The 19,033-nt window shown below is 61.7% G+C and carries 17 protein-coding genes; 3 read left to right on the plus strand and 14 right to left on the minus strand.

The genetic code is table 11. The features are described from left to right. Positions 1-6: 6 nt before the first annotated feature. The 5 genes from C7I85_RS21640 to C7I85_RS21660 are packed head-to-tail and all read right to left on the minus strand — an operon-like array spanning position 7 to position 5,657. The gene (locus C7I85_RS21640; RefSeq protein WP_106726111.1) at positions 7-987 is read right to left on the minus strand and encodes an ABC transporter ATP-binding protein; all 981 of its coding nucleotides are present in this window, start codon (positions 985-987) and stop codon (positions 7-9) included. Continuing rightward, positions 984-1,877: an ABC transporter permease gene (locus C7I85_RS21645; protein WP_106726112.1), complete on the minus strand. Its 894-nt coding sequence runs from the start codon at positions 1,875-1,877 to the stop codon at positions 984-986. Before C7I85_RS21645 ends, C7I85_RS21640 begins: the two co-directional genes overlap by 4 nt. Positions 1,878-1,879: 2 nt before the next feature. Further along, positions 1,880-2,815: an ABC transporter permease gene (locus C7I85_RS21650; RefSeq protein ID WP_106726113.1), complete on the minus strand. Its 936-nt coding sequence runs from the start codon at positions 2,813-2,815 to the stop codon at positions 1,880-1,882. Between the two features lie 9 nt (positions 2,816-2,824). Beyond that, the gene (locus tag C7I85_RS21655) at positions 2,825-4,423 is read right to left on the minus strand and encodes an ABC transporter substrate-binding protein (protein WP_245445039.1); all 1,599 of its coding nucleotides are present in this window, start codon (positions 4,421-4,423) and stop codon (positions 2,825-2,827) included. After that, on the minus strand, positions 4,392-5,657 hold the full coding sequence (locus C7I85_RS21660) for a trans-sulfuration enzyme family protein (protein WP_106726114.1): 1,266 nt from the start codon (positions 5,655-5,657) through the stop codon (positions 4,392-4,394). The genes C7I85_RS21655 and C7I85_RS21660 overlap by 32 nt, the downstream gene beginning before the upstream one ends. Positions 5,658-5,754: 97 nt before the next feature. On the opposite strand from C7I85_RS21660, the gene C7I85_RS21665 reads away from it, so the two are divergent. Then, a complete protein-coding gene (locus C7I85_RS21665; protein ID WP_245445040.1) occupies positions 5,755-6,660 on the plus strand; it encodes a LysR substrate-binding domain-containing protein in 906 nt (301 codons plus the stop codon). 414 nt (positions 6,661-7,074) lie between these two features. Further along, a complete protein-coding gene (locus C7I85_RS31025; protein WP_181257251.1) occupies positions 7,075-8,175 on the plus strand; it encodes a hypothetical protein in 1,101 nt (366 codons plus the stop codon). Positions 8,176-9,043: 868 nt separating this feature from the next. Here the strand turns inward: C7I85_RS31025 and C7I85_RS21675 are convergent. The 4 genes from C7I85_RS21675 to C7I85_RS21690 form a co-directional block, all read right to left on the minus strand. Then, positions 9,044-9,799 carry a nucleotidyltransferase domain-containing protein gene (locus C7I85_RS21675; RefSeq protein WP_106726116.1) on the minus strand — a complete coding sequence of 252 codons (756 nt, stop codon included), beginning with the start codon at positions 9,797-9,799 and terminating at the stop codon, positions 9,044-9,046. Positions 9,800-9,962: 163 nt separating this feature from the next. After that, positions 9,963-10,874: a bifunctional GNAT family N-acetyltransferase/nucleoside diphosphate kinase regulator gene (locus C7I85_RS21680; RefSeq protein WP_106726117.1), complete on the minus strand. Its 912-nt coding sequence runs from the start codon at positions 10,872-10,874 to the stop codon at positions 9,963-9,965. Positions 10,875-11,218: 344 nt separating this feature from the next. Further along, positions 11,219-11,797, minus strand: coding sequence for a TetR/AcrR family transcriptional regulator (locus C7I85_RS21685; RefSeq protein WP_106726118.1), 579 nt, complete (start codon positions 11,795-11,797; stop codon positions 11,219-11,221). Further along, positions 11,794-12,330: a dihydrofolate reductase family protein gene (locus C7I85_RS21690; protein ID WP_106726119.1), complete on the minus strand. Its 537-nt coding sequence runs from the start codon at positions 12,328-12,330 to the stop codon at positions 11,794-11,796. The genes C7I85_RS21685 and C7I85_RS21690 overlap by 4 nt, the downstream gene beginning before the upstream one ends. Before the next feature lie 339 nt (positions 12,331-12,669). Here C7I85_RS21690 and C7I85_RS31030 point away from each other — a divergent pair, with 339 nt between their 5' ends. Continuing rightward, a complete protein-coding gene (locus tag C7I85_RS31030) occupies positions 12,670-12,816 on the plus strand; it encodes a hypothetical protein (RefSeq protein ID WP_181257252.1) in 147 nt (48 codons plus the stop codon). Positions 12,817-12,888: 72 nt separating this feature from the next. Here the strand turns inward: C7I85_RS31030 and C7I85_RS21695 are convergent, their stop codons facing one another. Genes C7I85_RS21695 through C7I85_RS21715 form a run of 5 tightly spaced genes read right to left on the minus strand, consistent with a single transcriptional unit; the run spans position 12,889 to position 19,025 of the window. Then, positions 12,889-14,079: a serine hydrolase domain-containing protein gene (locus C7I85_RS21695; protein WP_106726120.1), complete on the minus strand. Its 1,191-nt coding sequence runs from the start codon at positions 14,077-14,079 to the stop codon at positions 12,889-12,891. 45 nt (positions 14,080-14,124) lie between these two features. Further along, the gene (locus C7I85_RS21700) at positions 14,125-15,054 is read right to left on the minus strand and encodes a MurR/RpiR family transcriptional regulator (RefSeq protein ID WP_106726121.1); all 930 of its coding nucleotides are present in this window, start codon (positions 15,052-15,054) and stop codon (positions 14,125-14,127) included. A gap of 11 nt (positions 15,055-15,065) precedes the next feature. Next, positions 15,066-16,517 (minus strand): amidase, encoded by a 1,452-nt coding sequence (locus C7I85_RS21705; RefSeq protein ID WP_106726122.1) that lies wholly within the window; start codon positions 16,515-16,517, stop codon positions 15,066-15,068. A gap of 4 nt (positions 16,518-16,521) precedes the next feature. Beyond that, positions 16,522-18,177, minus strand: coding sequence for a dipeptide ABC transporter ATP-binding protein (locus tag C7I85_RS21710; RefSeq protein ID WP_106726123.1), 1,656 nt, complete (start codon positions 18,175-18,177; stop codon positions 16,522-16,524). Further along, the gene (locus C7I85_RS21715; RefSeq protein ID WP_106726124.1) at positions 18,174-19,025 is read right to left on the minus strand and encodes an ABC transporter permease; all 852 of its coding nucleotides are present in this window, start codon (positions 19,023-19,025) and stop codon (positions 18,174-18,176) included. Before C7I85_RS21715 ends, C7I85_RS21710 begins: the two co-directional genes overlap by 4 nt. Between the last annotated feature and the right edge of the window lie 8 nt (positions 19,026-19,033).

The following is a 19,033-nucleotide window of genomic DNA, read 5'->3' on the forward strand; positions in this document are numbered from 1 at the left end:
TGCGGTTCAGGCGTTCAAAACGGGACAGGCGGCCATAACGGCCGGGTCTGCGGTCGTCCTCAGCGGAGGACGTTGGGCGCCGCAGCCTTCGACGGAGTGCCTGCAGCGCGGCGTGAATGCGCACCCCTTGATCGGAGCTCCGAGGATCGGCGGCAGCCCAGATAGGCCGCGGAACCGCGAACCGATGGCGTCGTCGCGCCGTGGAATGGCATCGATAAGGCCCATCGTGTAGGGGTGCCTTGGCGCGACCAGCACCTTTTCCGTCGGCCCCACCTCGGCCTGCCGCCCGGCATACATGACCAGCACGCGGTCCGCGGCTCCTGCGACCACGCCCATGTCGTGCGTGATCAGCACCATGGCCATGTCCATCCGAGCCTGGATCTCCTTAAGCAGCCGCAGGATCTGCGCCTGCACCGTCACGTCCAGCGCGGTGGTTGGCTCGTCCGCAACCAGGAGCTTCGGCTCAGCGGCGATCGAGATCGCGATCATCACGCGCTGCCGCAGGCCGCCCGAGAGCTCGTGCGGATATTGCTTCAGCCGGGCGTTTGGATCGGACATGCCGACCATCTTGATCAGGTCGAGCGCCCGCGCCTCCGCCGCGCGAGGAGTGATGCCGAGATGGAGCTCCGCGACCTCGGCGATCTGGTGCCCTATCCGGCGGGCGGGATTGAGCGCGCTCATCGGGTCTTGGAAGATAAAGCCGATGGACTTTCCGCGCAGGCTGCGCAAGGTCTCCTCGTTTGCGCCTACCAGTTCGGTGCCTTCGAACAGCACCGAGCCGGAGACGTCCGCCTTGACGCCGACAGGCATGAGGCCGAGCGGCGCGAAACAGGTGACGGTCTTGCCGCTGCCGCTTTCGCCGACGATCGCCAGCGTCTCGCCGCGTCGCAACTGATAGCTGATGCTATCGACGGGCCTGACGGCCGTGTGAGCGGTCAGGAGATCTATCGTCAGATCCTTGACGATCAGGATCGGTTCGGCAGTCATGAGCGCGTCTCCGTTGCCCAGCTTGCGGTGATCCGGCGCCGTGCGGCGACAAGGCGCGCGCCCAGAGGTTTCGGTACACGGTTCAGGGCGACAGCCTCGCCGAGGATGTTGAAGCCGACGACGGCGAGCGTGAGCGTAAGGCCCGGGAGGATCACTTGCCGGGGGTCGGCCTCGAGATAGGGAAGAGCATCGACGAGCATTTGCCCCCACTCCGGCGTTGGCGGCTGGATGCCCAGCCCGAGAAAGCTCAGCGTCGCGATTGCAAGGGCCACGGCCCCGGCGTCCGCCGTCGCATAGACCAGCACGGCACCCAGCGTCGCCGGAAACAGATGCACGAAATAGATGCGCAACGGGCTTGCGCCGAGCACCCTGAGAGCTTCCATGTGCGGCTTGTTCATGACGTTGACCGCAACCGCGCGGCTAATTCTGGCGCTGCTCGGCCACCAGGCGAGCGCCAGCGCGAGGATCATGTTCCAGTAGCTGACCCCGAAGATGCCGATGACAGCGAGCGAGACGATGAGACTGGGGATGGCCTGGCCGACGTCGACAACGCGCATCAGCACCTCGTCCGTCCAGCCGCGCCGATAGCCTGCTATCGTTCCGATCACGATGCCGATGGAATGCGCGCAGAGAAGGACCAGACAGACACCAACCAGCGAAGTGCGTGCCGCCGCTATCAGCCGGCTGAGCGTGTCGCGCCCGAGGTGGTCGGCGCCCAGCCAATGGGCCAAGCTCGGCCCTTCCCCGGCCATGAGCAGATTCTGGGCATTGGGATCGTAAGGCGTGATGTAGGGTGCGAAGAGCCCGAGGAGAATGAATGCACCGATCGTGAACACCGCGGCTCTGGGCAATGCTGCGACGGCTTTCGCAAATGCCTTGATGGACTGCATGTTCAGCTCCTTTGGCGCCGCAGGCGGGGATCGGTCAGCGTGATGCCAATATCGACCACGACATTCAGGATGACGAAGAAGGTGATGAAGACGAGCAGGCAAGCCTGGACGACCATGAAATCGCGGAACCTGACGCCGGCAAGGAACAGGTCGCCCAGTCCCTGCCAGGCGAAGAGCGGCTCTACGACCACGGCACCAACGACCATCGTGCCGATCTGCGTTCCGAGCGCATTGAGATAGGTCGGCGCAATGTTCGGCAACGCGTCGCGAAACAAGATGCGCGTCTGCGAAAGGCCCTTGCTGCGGGCGGTCAGCACGTAGGGCTTGGCCATCGCATCCTCGAAGCCGACCCTGACGACGCGGCTAAGCACGGCCGCGGGCAGGAAGCCGAGCGTCAGCCAGGGCAGCACCCAGCTTGCCGGCCCCGAAAAGCCGAAGGTGGGCAGGAGGTGCCAGTTCACCGAGAAGGCGTAGACCAGCAGCGCACCGACGAAAAAGGAAGGCGTTGAAGCCCCGAGAAGAGCGATGCCACGCATGATGTAGTCCGGCATCCTGTGGGCCCAGAGCGCGCCGATGAAGCCGACCAACAGGCTGAGGACGAAGGCGACCACGGCACCGCCTGCCACGAGCGTAGCGGTGACCGAAAGCCTGCTGCGCAGCGCGGCGCCAACGTCTTCGCCCGTCTTGTAGGAGATGCCCAGGTTGCCCTTCAGTGCTCCCTGGAGCCAGAAGCCATAGCGTTCGAGCAGGGGCTTGTTCAGCCCCAGCTCTTCTTCCACCTTGGCGATATCTTCCTTGGTGGCGGTCGGCGTTCGAAGTTCGGCGATCAGGATTGCCACATTGCCCGGGGCGGAAACCACAAGCGTGAAGCAGAGGACGGACGCCAAGAACAAGAGCAGCACTGCGTTGCGCGCCCTTTTTGCAATGAAGACGAGCACGCTGGTATCCTACTCCGACAGGGTGATGTTCTTGTAGGGCATGTCGTATTCCGTCGCAGGACCGTCGAAGCCCTTCACACGGCTCGAATGCGCCCAAATACCCGGAACATACAACAGTGGCGCGATCGCGTCGTTGTCATGCAGCCAGTCGTAGACCTTCTGGAGGGCAGCCTGCATCTCGCTCTCGGGCGCCGACATGGCGGCCGTGACGAGCGGATCGAGGTTTTCCGGATCTATGAACAGCTTGCCGTCCACGCCATTGTCGTAGGTGGACAGGAACAGGCCGACCACGGTGCCGAACGGCTCGTAGGGCGCGCCGAAGGTCTGGAAGAACGCCAGGTCGAACTTGCGCTCCGGGATGTCGCTGTGGCGTGAGGCGTGGTCGACGGACCGGATAGCCAGGGCGATGCCAAGTTCCTGCAGCTCGGATTGCATCACTTCGGCAACCGAACGTGAGCCGGGAACCTGCTCCTCGCTGACCACGATTTCGATGGCCAGGTCCTTGCCATCCTTCTGGCGAACGGGGCTTCCCACCCACCCTGCCTTTTCCAGCAGCGACTTTGCCGACTCCACGTTCCGCTGCGGAACCTCGTAGCGCTTGCCCGAGAGCGGTACGACTTCGGAGAACAGGTTGCCCGTCGGCTCGGCCAGCCCGCGATAGAGCACCTTCGAGATGGCATCTCGGTCGATGCCCAGATTGATTGCCTTGCGGACGAGCGGGTCCTTCAGTGCGGCCACCCGGTCGGGATTGAAGGCCATCACCATGGTCGTGGTGCCGGGCTCGACGACCACGTCCACGCCAGCAGCCTTGAGGCTCTGGGCTTCTGTCGCCGTAAGAGGCGACACGAATGCACCGCCGATCAGATCGACGTCGCCAGCACGCAGCGCCGCCACTCTGCCACGGGAGTCCGGGAGGACTTTTACTTCCAGGTTTTTGTAAGTGGGCTTATCGCCCCAGTAGCCGTCATAGCGTTCGAAGCCGCTGCCCTCGTTGCTGGCGCTCAACTGACGCCAGGGACCGGTGCCGATCGGCTCCTTGTAGGCGCCGTCGGACCCCACCGATTGGGGGCTCAGGAAGCGAACGGGACGCACATAGGCAAGTTCCTGCAGGAGGCCGAGAACCGGCTCCTTGAAGCGGATATTGATGTGACGATCGTCGACGATCTCCGTGCCATCGAACAGCCGGGACGAATTCATCCAGTTGTTCGCTTCGAGTCCGATCCAGCGCTTCAGGTTCCAATCGACCGCCTTGGCGTCGAAGGGCGCGCCGTCGTGGAAGGTAACACCCTGCCGCAAGGTGAGCTTGAGACGCTTTCCGCCGTCCTCGACGACCCACTCGGTTGCAAGGCCCGGCTCGATCTTGCCGTGATGGCCATATCTGACCAGCGGCTCGAACAGCAGGTCCTGCACGCCCCATAGACCGGTGTATTTGTGCGGGTTCAGGTCACCGGCTGGCTTGGCGATGGCGATCCGCAGCGTCTCTTTCAGTTCGGCGGCTGATACGATCGATGGGATGAATGATGAGGCCGCCGATACTGCCAGAAACTTCGATACGCCGGATAGAAACAAGCGCCGGTCAATCGGCATGAATTCCTTGATGTTGGTCATTCTCATTCCCCTTTTTATTTGTGGTTTGACTTGCCGAATGTACCCTCGAGGCGGAACGATCCAGATCGATCCGCTCTTCGATCGTAGCCAGGAGGCGCCGAAGGTCGGCCATAAGGTCTTCCTCGGCCTCGAGCCCGATACTCATGCGAAGAACCAGATCGTCACCCTCCCAGGTGGTCGCAGATCGGTTCGCCTTTACCGGCATCGGGGCCACGAGGCTTCGCGTTCCGCCCCAGGATGCGCCGATGGCGAAGGTTTTCAGCGTGTCGAGGGCTGCGGAAATGTGGGCGACTGCCTTGGGCACGAGGACGACGCTGAAGACGCCGCTTGCTCCGGCGAAGTCCCGCCTCCAGATATCGTGGCCGACCGAGCTCGGAAGAGCCGGATAAAGCACGCGTTCCACGAGCGGATGCTGTTCAAGCCAGGCGATCGCCGCCATCGCACCCTGATGCGCATGCTTCATCCTTACGCCCAGCGTTTCCATGCCCCGCAGAACAAGAGACGCATCGTCAGGGGAGACTCCGATGCCGAGACGCCCCATCGTGGAACGAATGGTCTGATAATGGGTCTCGGCCGCGACCGTGATGGAACCCATCAGGACATCCGAATGCCCAGAAATATACTTCGTCAGCGCTTCCGTGACGATGTCTGCCCCGTGAAGCAAAGGCTTGAAGTTCAGCGGCGTCGCCCAGGTGTTGTCGCATCCGACCAGCGCACCGTGCCGGTGTGCGATCTCGGCGATCCGGGGAAGATCCTGTACCTCCATGGTCGTCGAGCCCGGCGACTCGCACCAAACGATCTTCGTCCTCGCGTCGATCTGGCGTTCGACCTCATCCGGCGACGTCGGATCGTAGTAGGCAGCGCTAATGCCAAACCTCGGAAGATCGTTGTTGGCAAAGTCGCGCACCGGTGGATAGGCCGCGTCTGCGATCAGGATCCTGTCGCCCTCCTTCAGCAGGGAAAGGATCGCGATCGCGTTCGCCGCCTGGCCGGACGAGACGAGAAGCGTGCGATAGCCTTGCTCGAGTTCGGTGATCTTGCGCTCCAGCGTCCGCGTCGTCGGCGTGCCGTAAAGGCCGTAGGAATAGCCGTCAGGCCCCCGCTGGCCTCTGTTCGCATAGGATGCGGCATCTGCGAACACTATCGTCGAGGCGCGGTAGACGGCCCTACCCAAGGCGTCGAAACCGTCCGTCTTCACATTGGGCGTGATCACGCACCGGGTCTGGTCATCCATCGTCAAAATCCCCTCGACTTGCAGCCCGAACAGACCACGTCTAAATCTATTCAGTCCAATACTAAGATCGAGGCTCACTATTCCATGAGGTTATAGTATGTCGATGAATCTACGGCAGATCGAGGTCTTTCACGCTGTCATGAAGACAGGCACGGCGTCGCGAGCGGCAGAGATCCTGCGGATATCGCAGCCCGCCGTTAGCAAGGCGATCCAAGAACTCGAGCGTGGCATCGGTTTCCCGCTTTTTCATCGCATCAAGGGTCGGATGTCGCCCACAGCAGAAGGCAATCTTTTCTTCCGCGAGGTGGAGGCCTCATTCTCGGGGCTGGTCCATCTCAAAGGCGCTGCGGCGCGGATCAGGGATTTCGGGTCCGGCGAAATCCGGATCGCCAGCCTGTCAGCACTCAGTACGAATGTCGTGCCGAAGGCGTTGAAGGGCTTTCAATCGCGGCATCCGGATGTGGCCGTCACCTTCCAGGCGCGGCTTTCCTCGGAAGTGAAGGAACTGGTCGCATCTGGACAATTCGATGTAGGACTTGCCGCCGACGAGATCGATCTTGCTGGCGTGGACGCCCGCACTTTCCAGAACTACAGGGTGGAGATCGCAATACCCAAAGGACACGCGCTGGCCGCCAGGGAAGTTATCCAACCGGTCGATCTAGACGGCCAATCGTTCATCGCGCTGGCGCCGGAAGACACCACACGACGCCAGGCGGAAGCGATTTTTGCCGACCATGGAATCCGGCCCAAGATCGTTCTGGAGACGCCCTATTCGACCACCATCTGCGCGATGGTAGACGCCGGATTGGGGTGCGGCATGGTCAATCCGCTCACCGCTTTGCCCTACCTGAACGGCAACGTCGTGCTTAGGCCATTCGAACCGGAGATATATTTCCGAACCCTGTTGTTGCTGCCCCCAAACCGCCATCCACCGAAGATCGTCAACGAGTTTGTGGTGCAGCTTTTGGCAGTTCGTCAGTCTATCCACTCCAGCCCGACTTGACGCAGTTCCGCACATCGCAGCTATGCCACCTTTGACCTGATGCCAAATACGCTCCCCCAGGGTTTGCCAGTGGCTAGCCTGTTGGACAAGAGCTGGTCCAAGCCGCGGACGCTTGGTGCTATGGAAACAAGAGCCGCTTGACCAAGTTGCTCTGCCTTGCAGGCGTGTCGGCACAGATCTCGGCAAGTGGAGGGCAGAGATGCGGCCTTCCCTACCTCGATCGCACTTGAAGTTTGTGCGCCATTTGCGGTCCCAGTCCCGCACCTCGATTGGGTAGACGGGAGCCTCGGAGGGAGGTGAGAGTGACCGCCGTTTAGATACCGCGCGACCAATAGTGTCAGGTCGCACGTCCAGGACGTTACCTTGACTTGCACTGGCATTAAAACAAACCTGAAAGAATAATTTATCGGATCGGTGACGTTCTGCACGCTAGGATCCGCGTCTAACGAATCGGAGGAACTCCCCATGTCTTCTCCAATGCGAGCAAACGTTGCGAAAACCACTCTTACGCGCGCATCCGTCGTTCTAGGCTGTACTACGGCCCTCATGCTTCTGCCGCTCCTGACCGGAAGCACCGGCTTCTCCTTCGATGGCTTTTCCCATCAGGCCTATGCCAAGGGCGAAGGCGGAGGAAAGGGCGGCGGCAAGGGGGGCGGCAACGCTGGAAATAACGGCGCCGGCAAAGGTGGCGGTCAAGGAGCCGGACGTGGCGCCGCGAAAGCTGGCGAGCACGGCAACGCGAAGGGCCTGGGTGACCTTTCCGGTGGTGGCGCCGGTGCTTCGCAGGGCAAGGCCAAAGGCGCGGCGAAGTCGCAAATGGCAGCGGTGTCGGCCAAGGACACTGGTCGCAAGCCCGGCAAGGCCTCATCTGCCAAGGTGAAGGAGAAAAACCTGCACGCCAAGCTCGGTGGCCTCAATTCCCTGAAGCGGAACTTCAACGCCTTCCTCAACGCGAAAGATCCGAAATTCGCGGCGATCCGATCCTATGTGATGGCATCTGCCAATTATGACCTGACGGAGGCCGAACTCGCGAAGGCCACTGCGGCGCTGGCCGCTGCGGATGCGAAATTCGCTGCGTCGGTCGGCGCGATCCAGCCGCATGACGACTTCTCCTACACCCCGGATCTGACGACCGCAGATCTGGAGGCTCGCCTTGGTGATCTCAAGGCGATCGATCCCTCCACGCTGGACGCTGGTGCGGCTGCAGCAGTCGCAGCGGAAATCGGTGCCCTCAACTCCGTCCTTGATAGCGCTGCAGCCGTCAGCGAGGCGAAAAAACAAGTCGCCGATCTCGAGGCCAAGCAAGCAGAGCAGAAGGAGGCCATCACGGACGAGGCGCTCACGGCGGCACTGCAGTCAGGCACGAATCCGAACCGGGTGGTCGATCAAGAGATGGTGGACTGGGCAAAGAATGTGCTGGGCGTAGGAGAAGCCTACGGCAAAATCGACCAAGTCCGCGAGGCGCTCCAAACGCAGACTGTTGAGCTCGCCGAACCGACCAACGACGCCGACTAACATCGACAAGGGGTGGCAGGCGGCATTCTCACGGCCTCGGTTTTCATCGGGCAGTTCTGCTCTCCTTTGCTCAGCACGCCGGCAGTTTCAGGCTTTGGCTATGACGGGCTGTTCTTTGGCCCAGTCGTGGTCCTAACCATTATGGACACCGCAGCGCTGAGCGGCACTGTCATGCGCTCGCGTTAGGCATTTCGAGACGCCCTATTCGACCAAACGCGTCATTGGTGTTAGCTCCAGAGGATTACTGGTCAGCGGTCCGCATTCTTTGTGTAATAGGGCCGTGGCCAGTCGATCAGGCGGCGCAGCCTGTCACGGACATGCAAGCGGCAATTGAGAAGGTGAAACTCTGGTCGCTCTAGTCCGGCGCCTACGCCCGCCGTCGCCCACATTCCTTAAAGGGCTACCTGCATTCCTCAATCGCTTCCTCTTGGCTCTGTCGCGTATCATCGATGGTCGGTGGTCTCCCCAACGCGGGCTGCTGACTGGTCTTCTTACCGAGCTTTGATGCCACGTGATGATGTCTGGCTCTGGCACAACCACGATCTCCAGCTTGATCGCGGCAGTAACTTTTTCCAGGAAGCGGAAAAGCTGATCTCTGCGGCCAACATGAAGGCGCGATGCTGACCGGCAGTTTTGGGGCCGAAATCTGCCGGTCCGCTTTCAAAACAGATTTGGCTTAAGCGGACATTCGGCAACCGACCTCAAGTAAGCCATTCGCCGTTGAACCTGCGAAATCCAGAACCAGTCATTCACCGACGCGCAACAATGGCGGTTTCGCGCACCGTGTCGGTCGCCGGACCCATCTCCGTCGTTCACCCAAAGCCGTCGCTGTAGCTCGGAAACTGCAGGCGAAGGCGCCACCGTAAATCTAGCTGGCGGATTCTTGTATTCGAGCGTCCAGTGGGGCGAGCATCCTGTAGCCATCGAAATATCGGCCGCCATGGCGTTCGAGTTCAGCGTCGGCCAACCCGAGCAATGCTTCACTGTCGCCACGTGTGGCAGCCGCGAAGGCCTGCGTAATAGCCGCGCCCAGGTGGGCGTCGAACTGCCGTAGCAGCCGGGGGCCCCATTTGCCGCGCCCAGTCCATTGCCCGCGTCCAATCAAAATGAAATCAATGAGCAGCGGATAAAGCAAAGCGGCGATCGCGGCGATCTCGTCGCCGGGGCGATCCCCGCGGAGATCGTCGGCCAGGTCGCTTAGCAAATAGCGCATGGTATCATATGCTGGTCCGGCGAGCGGCCTCGGTCCCTCGGCCAGGGCGCGTCGGGCCCCAGTCTGGATCGCCAGAGCTGTCTTGAGGCTGGGGCCCACTATCGCTCCTGTCGCAACCATGCTCAGCATGGTCGGGCACCCGCCTTCCACATCCTTCTCCATGTAGTAGGCTAGCGTCTGCGAATCATGGACGAATGCCTCGACCGGGAATCCGTCGAGTATGAAGGACTCGCGCCACGCCCGCTCCAGTTTCGGGAACACGACAACAAGGTCGATGTCGGAAAAGCTGGTCCCTTGCCCGCGCAAAATGGAACCGGTGGCGAAGAGGTATCTGGCGCCAATGAATCGAGTTTCGAGGCACTTTCGCGCGACCTCCATGGCCGCGGCGTGCTGCAGTTCTTGATCGTCCATGCTGTTGTCCTTCGCTTTGTACGCGGCGGGCCAGCGGGCAGGCCTTAAGCCTTTCGGGGTTCGGCTCCTCCTCCGAAGAACTTTGCGTGACCGGAAGCCCCGCCCGTCTCTCCTGCTTGTCAGGCTGCTGACGAACTCGACAGGCAGGCTTGCCACAGTGCAACTAGAGATGAAAATCACCGGACGATTCCGGTTGGTAGATCACCCTTTCGATCAGGATACGTCGCGTACGATCTGTAACCCTCCAGTCGATGGCATCGCCTTCCTGATAGCCCAGGATCGCGGCGCCGACGTCGGAGAGGACCGATAGTTTACCAGAGCGTTCGTCGGCGTCTTGCGGGTAGACAAGAGCCACTTCCTTTTGTTCATCGTCAAGTTGCAGCACGACCCTGGAATTCATTGTCACGACATCGCGCGCGACGTGCTGAGGATCAACGACAATGGCTCTCTCGATCTCGTGTTCAAGCTCGACAATTGCCGCCCCTTGCTCGAACTCAATCAGGCTCTGGAGTCGTGCTTTGTCGATCTCCGTGACGTAGATATCGGCAGATTTTGCCATGGCGCCTTCGCGCAGGAGTTGGAGATACCGGCCAGCGGTCATGGACAGGGAATTGAGCGTTGATGTTTCGAGTTTGAGAAGAAAACCGCAGCGTTCAAAACCCTTTAGCGAGCGCGTATTGTTCGGGTGAATTTTGGCGATGACGCTCTCGGCTCGCATATCGAGGAAGGCGAGCTTCAAACCTTCGCGGATTGTGCTGGCGCCAAGTCCGCGCCCCCAGTTGTCATGGTCCCCGACGACCAAGACTATTTCACACTCAGCGCCTGTCTTGACCAGGCGGACGAAACCGACCGGGATATCGTTTCGGTCGTAAGCCATAAAGAAGCGGCCGCCCTGATTGAACAGATGTGTCAGGATCGGCATCTGAGCTCGGTCGACGGCCTGTGCGATGAATCGAGACACACTGCGGGAATCGCTCAGGTAGCGAGTGACGCGTTCATCTTCTAACCAGTCCATCAGGATCAGTGCGTGTGTCCGAGTGATTTCTGGACGCAACGAAACAAAAGGCTTGTTCATCTTCGCTACCTTGGTCGCAAGAATGAAAGCCTGTCACGGTCGCTGCCGTGCTGGTTCTTTCGGATCGACGTTGAAAATTAGAAGGCCGATCTAGCAAAGTTCCAGCGGTGAAGGCCAGCGGAGAAGCGCTCCCGTATGCGTGAGGGCGTGCCGCAGTCAAAGTTGGGCGGCCCCCTGAGAGGGTTCCTGAACGGGACGGGCAGGAAACCACCCCCAAACAGCCCTACCCCGGTACCAGACCATTCGGTTTCAGTCCGCCCTCGCGATAAGCTGCCGTTCGGCAACCGACCGCATAACGGTCACTGCTGTCTGGTACCGAACGTCCTCATAAGCCGTCACTCACACTACTCGTCAAGACGGGCCAGCAGTTCAGAAACCGCCCGTTCGTAGTTTCCATACTCCGGATCGATGTCTGCCTGCGGCGCGCTGCCGCTCGTCCCGTCTATCGCCACGGCAAGCGCCGCGCCGTGAGTATAGTCCACCAGAATATGGACCCATACCAGAGCCCGCGAAGGCGAAAGGCCAAGGTCACACAAGAGGTTCGCGAGGTTATCGGTGATCCGTCTTGCGTGTTGAGGGAACAAAGCCGGCCGGTTGAAAATGGCAAGGGTCAAACCCGGATGGCGTACCACCTTCGACCGATATGCCCGCAACAGGCCTTCTATGCGAGATCGAACAGTTCCATCTATAGGCGAAGTAACATCCGCATAGACGGTGTCCGCCAATGCTCGGATCAAGCCGTCACGATTGTGGAAGTGGTGATAGATCGTCATCGGACTGACGTTCGCACGCACGGCTACTGCGCGCATGGTGACACTTTCAAACCCCTCACTGTCCAGCAGAGCCAGCGCCTCCGAAAGGATCTTTGCCGGCGAGACGCTTTCGGTATCGGCGCGCGGCCTGCCTCGGCTTCGCTTGGTCATTGCGCTATAGTGTAGGTCGATTGCACCAGCCCGGATGGAAACGGGCGGGTGCTCACATGATTGAGACGAATGTCGCGCGTGAGCGGGCCGAACAAGGGACGGCCGCTGCCGAGCAGTATAGGAACACGCGTGACGACCAGATCGCTGATCAATCCTTCCAAAAGGAAGGATTGAATGACACGTCCCCCATCGACATAGACACGACGGCATCCCTCCGCTTCGAGCATCGCCATGGCTTGCTGTGGCGACTTTTCCGTGAAACGGACCTTACCGGCAAGATCAGCGGGAACCGACTGGTGCGCCAGGGTGGCTGAAAGGACGAGCACCGGGCGACTATAGAACCACGGTTTCACGTCGCGCATCGCTTCGAAGGTGCCTCGGCCCATTATTATGGCGTCGATGCCCTTTATGAAATCATTGTAGCCGTGGTCCTCGCCTGAAGCGTCATGCTCAAGCAACCATTCAATGTCGCCGTCATCGCGAGCGATGAACCCGTCCAGGCTGGTTGCAATAAATATATGGCCGGAAATCATCTCGCGCCTCCCAAAATTCTACGACGTATAATTATTGATTGGTGCGAGCTGTCAATACCCAGTCATGAGCGGGATGCTTGAGAGTTTTAGAACAGCGCCCACAGCCAATCGTCGCAAGATGTGGGCCGGTCGACACGAACGCCAGCATTCGCAAGCTTGCAGTCCGATAGCTTCGGTTCCGTATTCCACCCAGTTGAGCCACATGGCACTCGGACAATTGGGGGCCGGATGCGGACTGTCCGCTTCAGTTGATTAGCGGGCGAAGCGGGCATTCGCGCGGCCAACTTTTTGATGTAACCAGACGCCCGCGACACCGCTCACAAGCCTTCGGACCAGAGCTTGATCGAGCTGCTTTCGCGCAAGCTGGGCACGCGCGATCTTCCAGAGTATGCAGAACTCACCCCGATCCCGGTCGAAGAAGGGGAGAAGACTTATGCGCTGAACCTTGAGATTGCAGCTACGGAAAGCATTTGGGCTAACCGCTAAGTCCTCAACTTGCTGGGTCCCACGCCCGGACCTCCGCCGGCATCGGATTCCATCGCAATTGTAAGGCTGGCTCTACAACGACAACGCTTCGCGGATTGCCCTGACCGCCGCAAGCGAGGTGCGGGTGCGCGTTGTGCTCACGAATTCAGGCCAGCTCGAGAGAATAACGGCGGCGAAGTCCGCCTCCGGGTCGATATAGATCAGCTGCCCGAAGACACCGCGAGCCATATAGGCGCGGCGCTTGCTGTCCTCGACCCAGAACTGGTTGTGATAGGCCCCCTCCGGCAGGACCTCGTGATAGACCCCGCCAAAGAGTTCCGGCAGGGCGCCGGTTCGCGTTTCCTTGATCCAGGCGGCCGGAACGATGCGCCGGCCGTTGATCTCGCCGCCGCCCAGATGCAGCAGGGCGAAGCGGGCATAGTCGCGCAACGTCGCGTTGAAGCCGCCGTCGCCGAGCGCATAGCCCGCCGGATCGACGGTGAAATAGGCATCTTCTTCCGCCCCCATCGGTGCCCACAATTCGCGGCTCACCAGTTCCGCGAGCGGCGTTGCGGCGGCGCGCTGCAGGACAAAGGAAAGGACGTCGGTCTCGATCGAGCGATAGCGGAAAGACGAACCGTGCGTGCACTCGACTTCCTTCAGCGACAGGATGAGCTCCCAGACATTCGAAGGCCAGCTCGAATTCCGCCGCTCCTTCCATCCGCAAGCGGCGTCCATCTGCGCCATATGCGAGTCGAGCGCGGTGTAGGTCTCGTCGAAGACGACGCCGCTGGTCATGTCCAGCACATGCTGTACCGTCGCGCCGCGATAGGCGGTTGCCTTGAGTTCCGGCAGGTACTGGGTGATGGGCGCGGCCGGGTCGACGAGGCCGCGACCGATCAGAATGCCGGCGACCGTGCCGACCACCGACTTCGCCACCGACTGTGACAGATGCGGCGTGCGCGGCGTCATGCCGTTCAGATAGCGCTCGGCGATTACCTTGCCGCGATGGAGCAGCAGCATGCCATCGGCATAGCTGGTCTCGAGGAAGCCGCCGATAGTGTCGCGTTGGCCGTCCAGCTCGAACCCGACCGCGTCGATGTCCTGCAAGTTTTCTGGCAGCGGGCTCGCCGGCCCCTGGCCGCGCCAGACCTGGCTCGTCGGCACCAGGTCCCGCACATGCTGGAAGGTCCAGCGGTTCCACGGCGCGCGGTCCCAGTCCTGCCGGGGGATGATCACTGCTCCCGGCTTGGTCGGGTCGCGGAACGGGGGAATGCAGGTCATCGTTTGATGTCTTTCGCTTTGTTTCATTCTGAGGCAGCCAACGGCTCAGTCCTTCCGGCGCAGATAGCTGCCACCCACGAACTCGCCGAACAGGCTGCCCATGTCGCTCATCATCGCGAAGTTTCGCTTGGCCTTCGGCCCGAGCTTGGTCGCCACCGCATCGATCATCAGGTTGAGAACGGCGCTCAGGCTGGCCGTTGAATCCCAGAACGTCTTTACATGCGTGTGCGCCTCGAACACGAAACGCGTATAGGCAAAGGCCCAATGGCTGAACTTGTCGGTGACGATGACGAGCGGCATTTCCATCGCCTTCAGCTTTTCGGCCAGCTTTATGCCGCGAGCAGCATAAGCAGCGGTGTCGACCATCACCACGAGACTCTGCTTCGGATCGGCGGTTATGATCTCACCGAAAGTGCCCGTCGCATTGTCAACGAAGATGACGTTCGGCCTGGCCCACAGCAGCCGGCTGGCAAAATCCATCGCAAGGCCCTTGGATGCCTGAAAGCCGACGACGTAGACGGTACGCGCCTTGGCCAGTGCGCATGCGGCTTCGTCCCATATTTCGGTCGTGGTCAGCGCGTAGGCTTTGACGATGGCGTCCAGTTCGAGGCGCAGGCTTTCCTGCAGCACCTGCTGCCGGCCGTCGCGCATCTGGAAACGCGCCATGTAGTCATCGATGTCGCTGTCCTTCTCGGCAACCGTGACGCGCAGCCGGTTCTTGAGGTCGCGCAGGTTCTCGAAGCCGAGGCCGCGAACGAAGCGCGAAACAGTCATCTCGCTGACGCCGACCGCCTGCGCGATGCTGGAGCCAGTCTCGAAAGGCAGCGTCTGAATATTGTCGAGCATGTAGGCGGCCAAGCTCTGCTCAGACGGCGAGAATTCGGACATGCGCGCGCGAAGCATCGCCTCGAGGTCGATCTTCTCCTCGTTGGCGTTTGCCTCCTTGGCACCCTTGCCGTTCCGCGCTTTAGCCACGATATCCGCTCCTAGAAGTTGCCGGCATGCACGACCGGCTGGCCCTGCCCCCAAATGCCCGGGCCGCTTCCCAACTCTTCTTCCAGTTGCCGCGCAACCGCAAGCAGCAGATCTTCCCGCCCGAAGCGGGCCACGAGCTGGATGCCGATCGGCAGACCAGCCTGGCTGCGCCCAAGGGGAAGTGAAATGGCCGGCTGCCCAGTGGCGTTGAACAGCGCAGTGAAAGTCTCCTTCGGCGCCAGATCGTCGAACACGCCGTCCGCGTCGATCCCGGCGCGGTTGGGATCGAAGGTGCCGATCGGCTCTGGCACGATGGTGGCGGTCGGCGTCAGCAGCAGATCGTAGCCGGCCAGGAAACGGCCGACCTGGCGCGTCAACTGATCGTAGACCGCAAGAGCATCGATAAGTTGTGCTGCGCTGAGGCCTAGTCCCCATCGGTAGAGCCCAACCACGGTCGCGCCCAGCGTGTCCTCAAGGTTGCGGTCCATCTGCTTCGCCATCGCCGGCATGTCGGCGGCGGCGTCGGCCGCCCAGATGATCTTCTGTGCCTCGAGGAAGGCGGCATAGCCGAAGCTCGGAGACGCTTCCTCCACGTGGTGGCCTAAGGAGGCGAGCCGCTCGGCCGCGGATCTGGCTGCGGCCGCGACCTCAGGGTCGATCGGCGTGCCGGACCAGGATTGCGTGCAGAGCGCAATGCACAGCTCCTTCGGCGCCCTTTGCATGGCCTCCAGATAGGTGCCTTCGGGCGGCGCAATCTCGTACCCGTCGCCGGCATCGGGGCCATGGCAGAGGTCGAGGAGCGCCGCCGTGTCGCGCACAGAGCGGGTCAACATGAAAGCCGTCGAAAGCCCCAGCAGCGGCGCGTTGGAATTCGGCGCGCCGGTCACGCGGCCGCGCGACGGCTTCAGGCCGATCAGGCCACAGAACGAAGCCGGATTGCGGATCGAGCCGCCGCCGTCGCTGCCCTGCGCGAAAGGAACGATCCCGGCCGCGACTGCCGCTGCTGCGCCGCCGCTCGATCCGGCAACGCCGCGTGCCGGATCCCAGGGGTTGCGGGTCGCGCCATAGAGAGGCGACTCTGTGGTGGCGGGCACGCCGAACTCGGAACTCGTCGTGCGGCCGACATTGACCAATCCGCCTTCGCGCAGCCGCTTCCAATAGACGGCGTCGACGCTTGCACGGAAGCCCTGGGCAAGCCGACTGCCGAACTCGGCCGGGCGCCCCGCCTCGATCGGGAAGTCCTTGGTCAGGGTTGGAATGCCATGGAAAGGCCCGTCTGAAGCGGTCTCCGGCAGGGCCTTTAGTGCATCGGGGTAGAGTTCGATGACGGCGTTGAGCGTCGGATTCATCGCCTCAACGGCCTGCTCGACGCAAAAACCGAGTTCCCTTGGTGTGACCTCTCCTTTGGCTAGCAGCTGGGCGAGGCCAGTTCCGTCAAAAGTGACATATTCATCGAGTCGCATTGTTCTAAACCGGTAAAAAGACGGGAGCGGGGTTCACAGGCCCCAGTTGGGCCAGCGATCTCACGAGTTCCTGCGTGTACGGATCTTGCGGAGCGGAAAGCACCTGCCGGGCCGAGCCATTCTCAACGATACGGCCGCCCTTAAAGACGTAGACACGCTGGCAGATGCCGCTGACGACGGAGAGATCGTGGGAAATATAAAGCAGCGTGAGCGCTCGTTCCCGTTGCAGCCGAAGCAGCAGTTCGAGGATCTGCGCCTGGGTTGTGACGTCAAGCGCCGAGGTGATCTCGTCGGCGATCAGTAATTGCGGCTTGAGCGCCAGTGCCCGCGCAAGGCCGACGCGCTGGCACTGCCCGCCGGAAAGCTGGCGCGGCATGCGGTCGCCAAGGGCGCGCGGCAACTCGACCATCTCCAGCAGTTCGTTGGCCTGCATCTGTGCTGTCCTGCGGTCGGCAAGCCCATGCCGCCAGATCGGCTCAGCCACGGCTTCGGCGATCGTCATGCGCGGGTTGAGCGAATCATAGGGGTTCTGGAACACCATCTGCACGCGCCGGCGGAAACCCGTGAGCGCGTCGCCGCCCAGGGCATGGACATCCTGCCCGTCGAGGCGGATCGCACCTTCGCTCGGCCTGTTCTGGCGAATGATCGCGCGGGCCAGCGTGCTCTTGCCCGATCCGCTTTCGCCTACGATCCCGACCGTCTCGCCGGCGGCAATCTGCAGGTCGATACCATCGAGAGCAAGAAATGACTCGCCGTTGCTCGCAAGGCCGCCGATCAGGTCGCGACGAACGGGGAAGGATACCGACAGCTTTTCTACGCTGAGGAGCGGAGCGGCCTGCTCCGGCTCCGTTTTCGTGCCGGGATAGGTTTTGCGGCTCGGCTGGGAATCGATCAGCAGCCTCGTATAGGGATGCTGCGGCCGGTTGATGACATCGTCGATCGGCCCCTGTTCCACCACCTCGCCATGGCGCATTACCACTACGCGCGAACAGATGTCGGCGACAACACCGAGATCGTGCGAGATGAGGATGATCGCGAGACCCCGCTCACGGTTGAGGTCCTTGAGCAGCCCGAGGATGCGGGCCTGAACGGTGACGTCGAGAGCGGTGGTCGGCTCGTCGGCGATCAGCAGCTTCGGCCCACAGCCGATCGCTGCAGCAATCATGGCGCGCTGCTTCATGCCGCCGGAGAATTCGTGTGGGTAGGAACGGGCGCGCTTTTCCGGTTCGCGGATGCCGACATCGTCGAGAAGCTGGATCGCCCGGCGCATTCCCTCGCGCCGGCCAATACCTAGATGCCGGACCATCGGTGCGGCGATCTGCTTGCCGATGCGTCGTAGCGGATCAAGATGCGAGGCTGGGTTCTGGAAGATCATGCCTATGTCGCGGCCGCGAATGGCGCACCAGTCAGCTTCACCGAGCGTCAGCAGGTCACGCCCCTCCAGCGTCACCCGACCGCTGGCCCGCGCTGCGCCGGGCAACAAGCCCATTGCGGCGCGGCAGGTGACGGATTTGCCCGAGCCGCTTTCGCCGACGATGCCCAGTATCTCTCCCGGCTGCAGGTGGAACGACACGGCTTTAACGGCGTCGAACTCGCCAAGGCCGACGGTAAGGTTTTCGACCTCGAGCAATGGCCGCGTCACGTCTTCTGTCCTGCTCATGCCGTGGCCTGCCTGCGCTGCATCTGTCCAAGCCCGTCGCCCAGGAAGGCGAAGCCGAGGCCGAGCGAAATCGCCGCCAGGCCCGGAAACAGGCAGATCCACCAGGCCTGCTGCACGAAGGCCTGCCCGTCAGCGATCATGACGCCCCATTCGGCGAGCGGCGGCTGCGCACCCATGCCGAGGAAGCCGAAGCTCGCACCGGCCAGCATCACCAGCACTGCGTCGCTCACCGCATAGGCGATGATGGGCCCGATGGCGTTGGGCAGGACGTGGCGGGTCAGGATCGCGACGGGCGGATAGCCGAGACACTTGGCCGCCTGGATATATTCGCTCTCGCGGATCGTCAGTACCTCCGCCCGCACCAGCCGTGCATAACTGACCCAGCCGACGAGCGTGAGCGCGATGATGAAATTGACCAGCCCGGGGCCAAGCACGCCCACGATCGCCAGTACCAGCACGAAGAAGGGAAAGGCGACGGTCAGATCGTAGACGCGCATGAACAGGCTGTCGACCACGCCGCCGAAATAGCCGCTGAGCAGGCCGATCGTCGTTCCGATCAGAAGCGGCGGCAAGACACCGATCACGCACAGGAACAGATCGACCCGGCTCGCGAACAGGACGCGCGAGAAGATGTCGCGGCCGACCTGATCTGTTCCGAACCAGTGTTCCGCGCTCGGCGGCGAAAGCATGTTCATGATGTCGATCGCGTCCGGCTCGTGGGGCGCGATCAACGGACCCGTCAGCGCAAGGAACAGCCATCCACCAAGGATGGCCATCGCCACCATCATCGAGAGTGTCATCCCTCTGACGGGCGGAGCGGCTTCGGGCAGTGTCGAGGCATTGGCCATTTCCGGTC

This window comes from Pseudaminobacter soli (ex Li et al. 2025), assembly GCF_003012705.1.
In the GTDB taxonomy this organism is placed as follows: domain Bacteria; phylum Pseudomonadota; class Alphaproteobacteria; order Rhizobiales; family Rhizobiaceae; genus Pseudaminobacter; species Pseudaminobacter soli.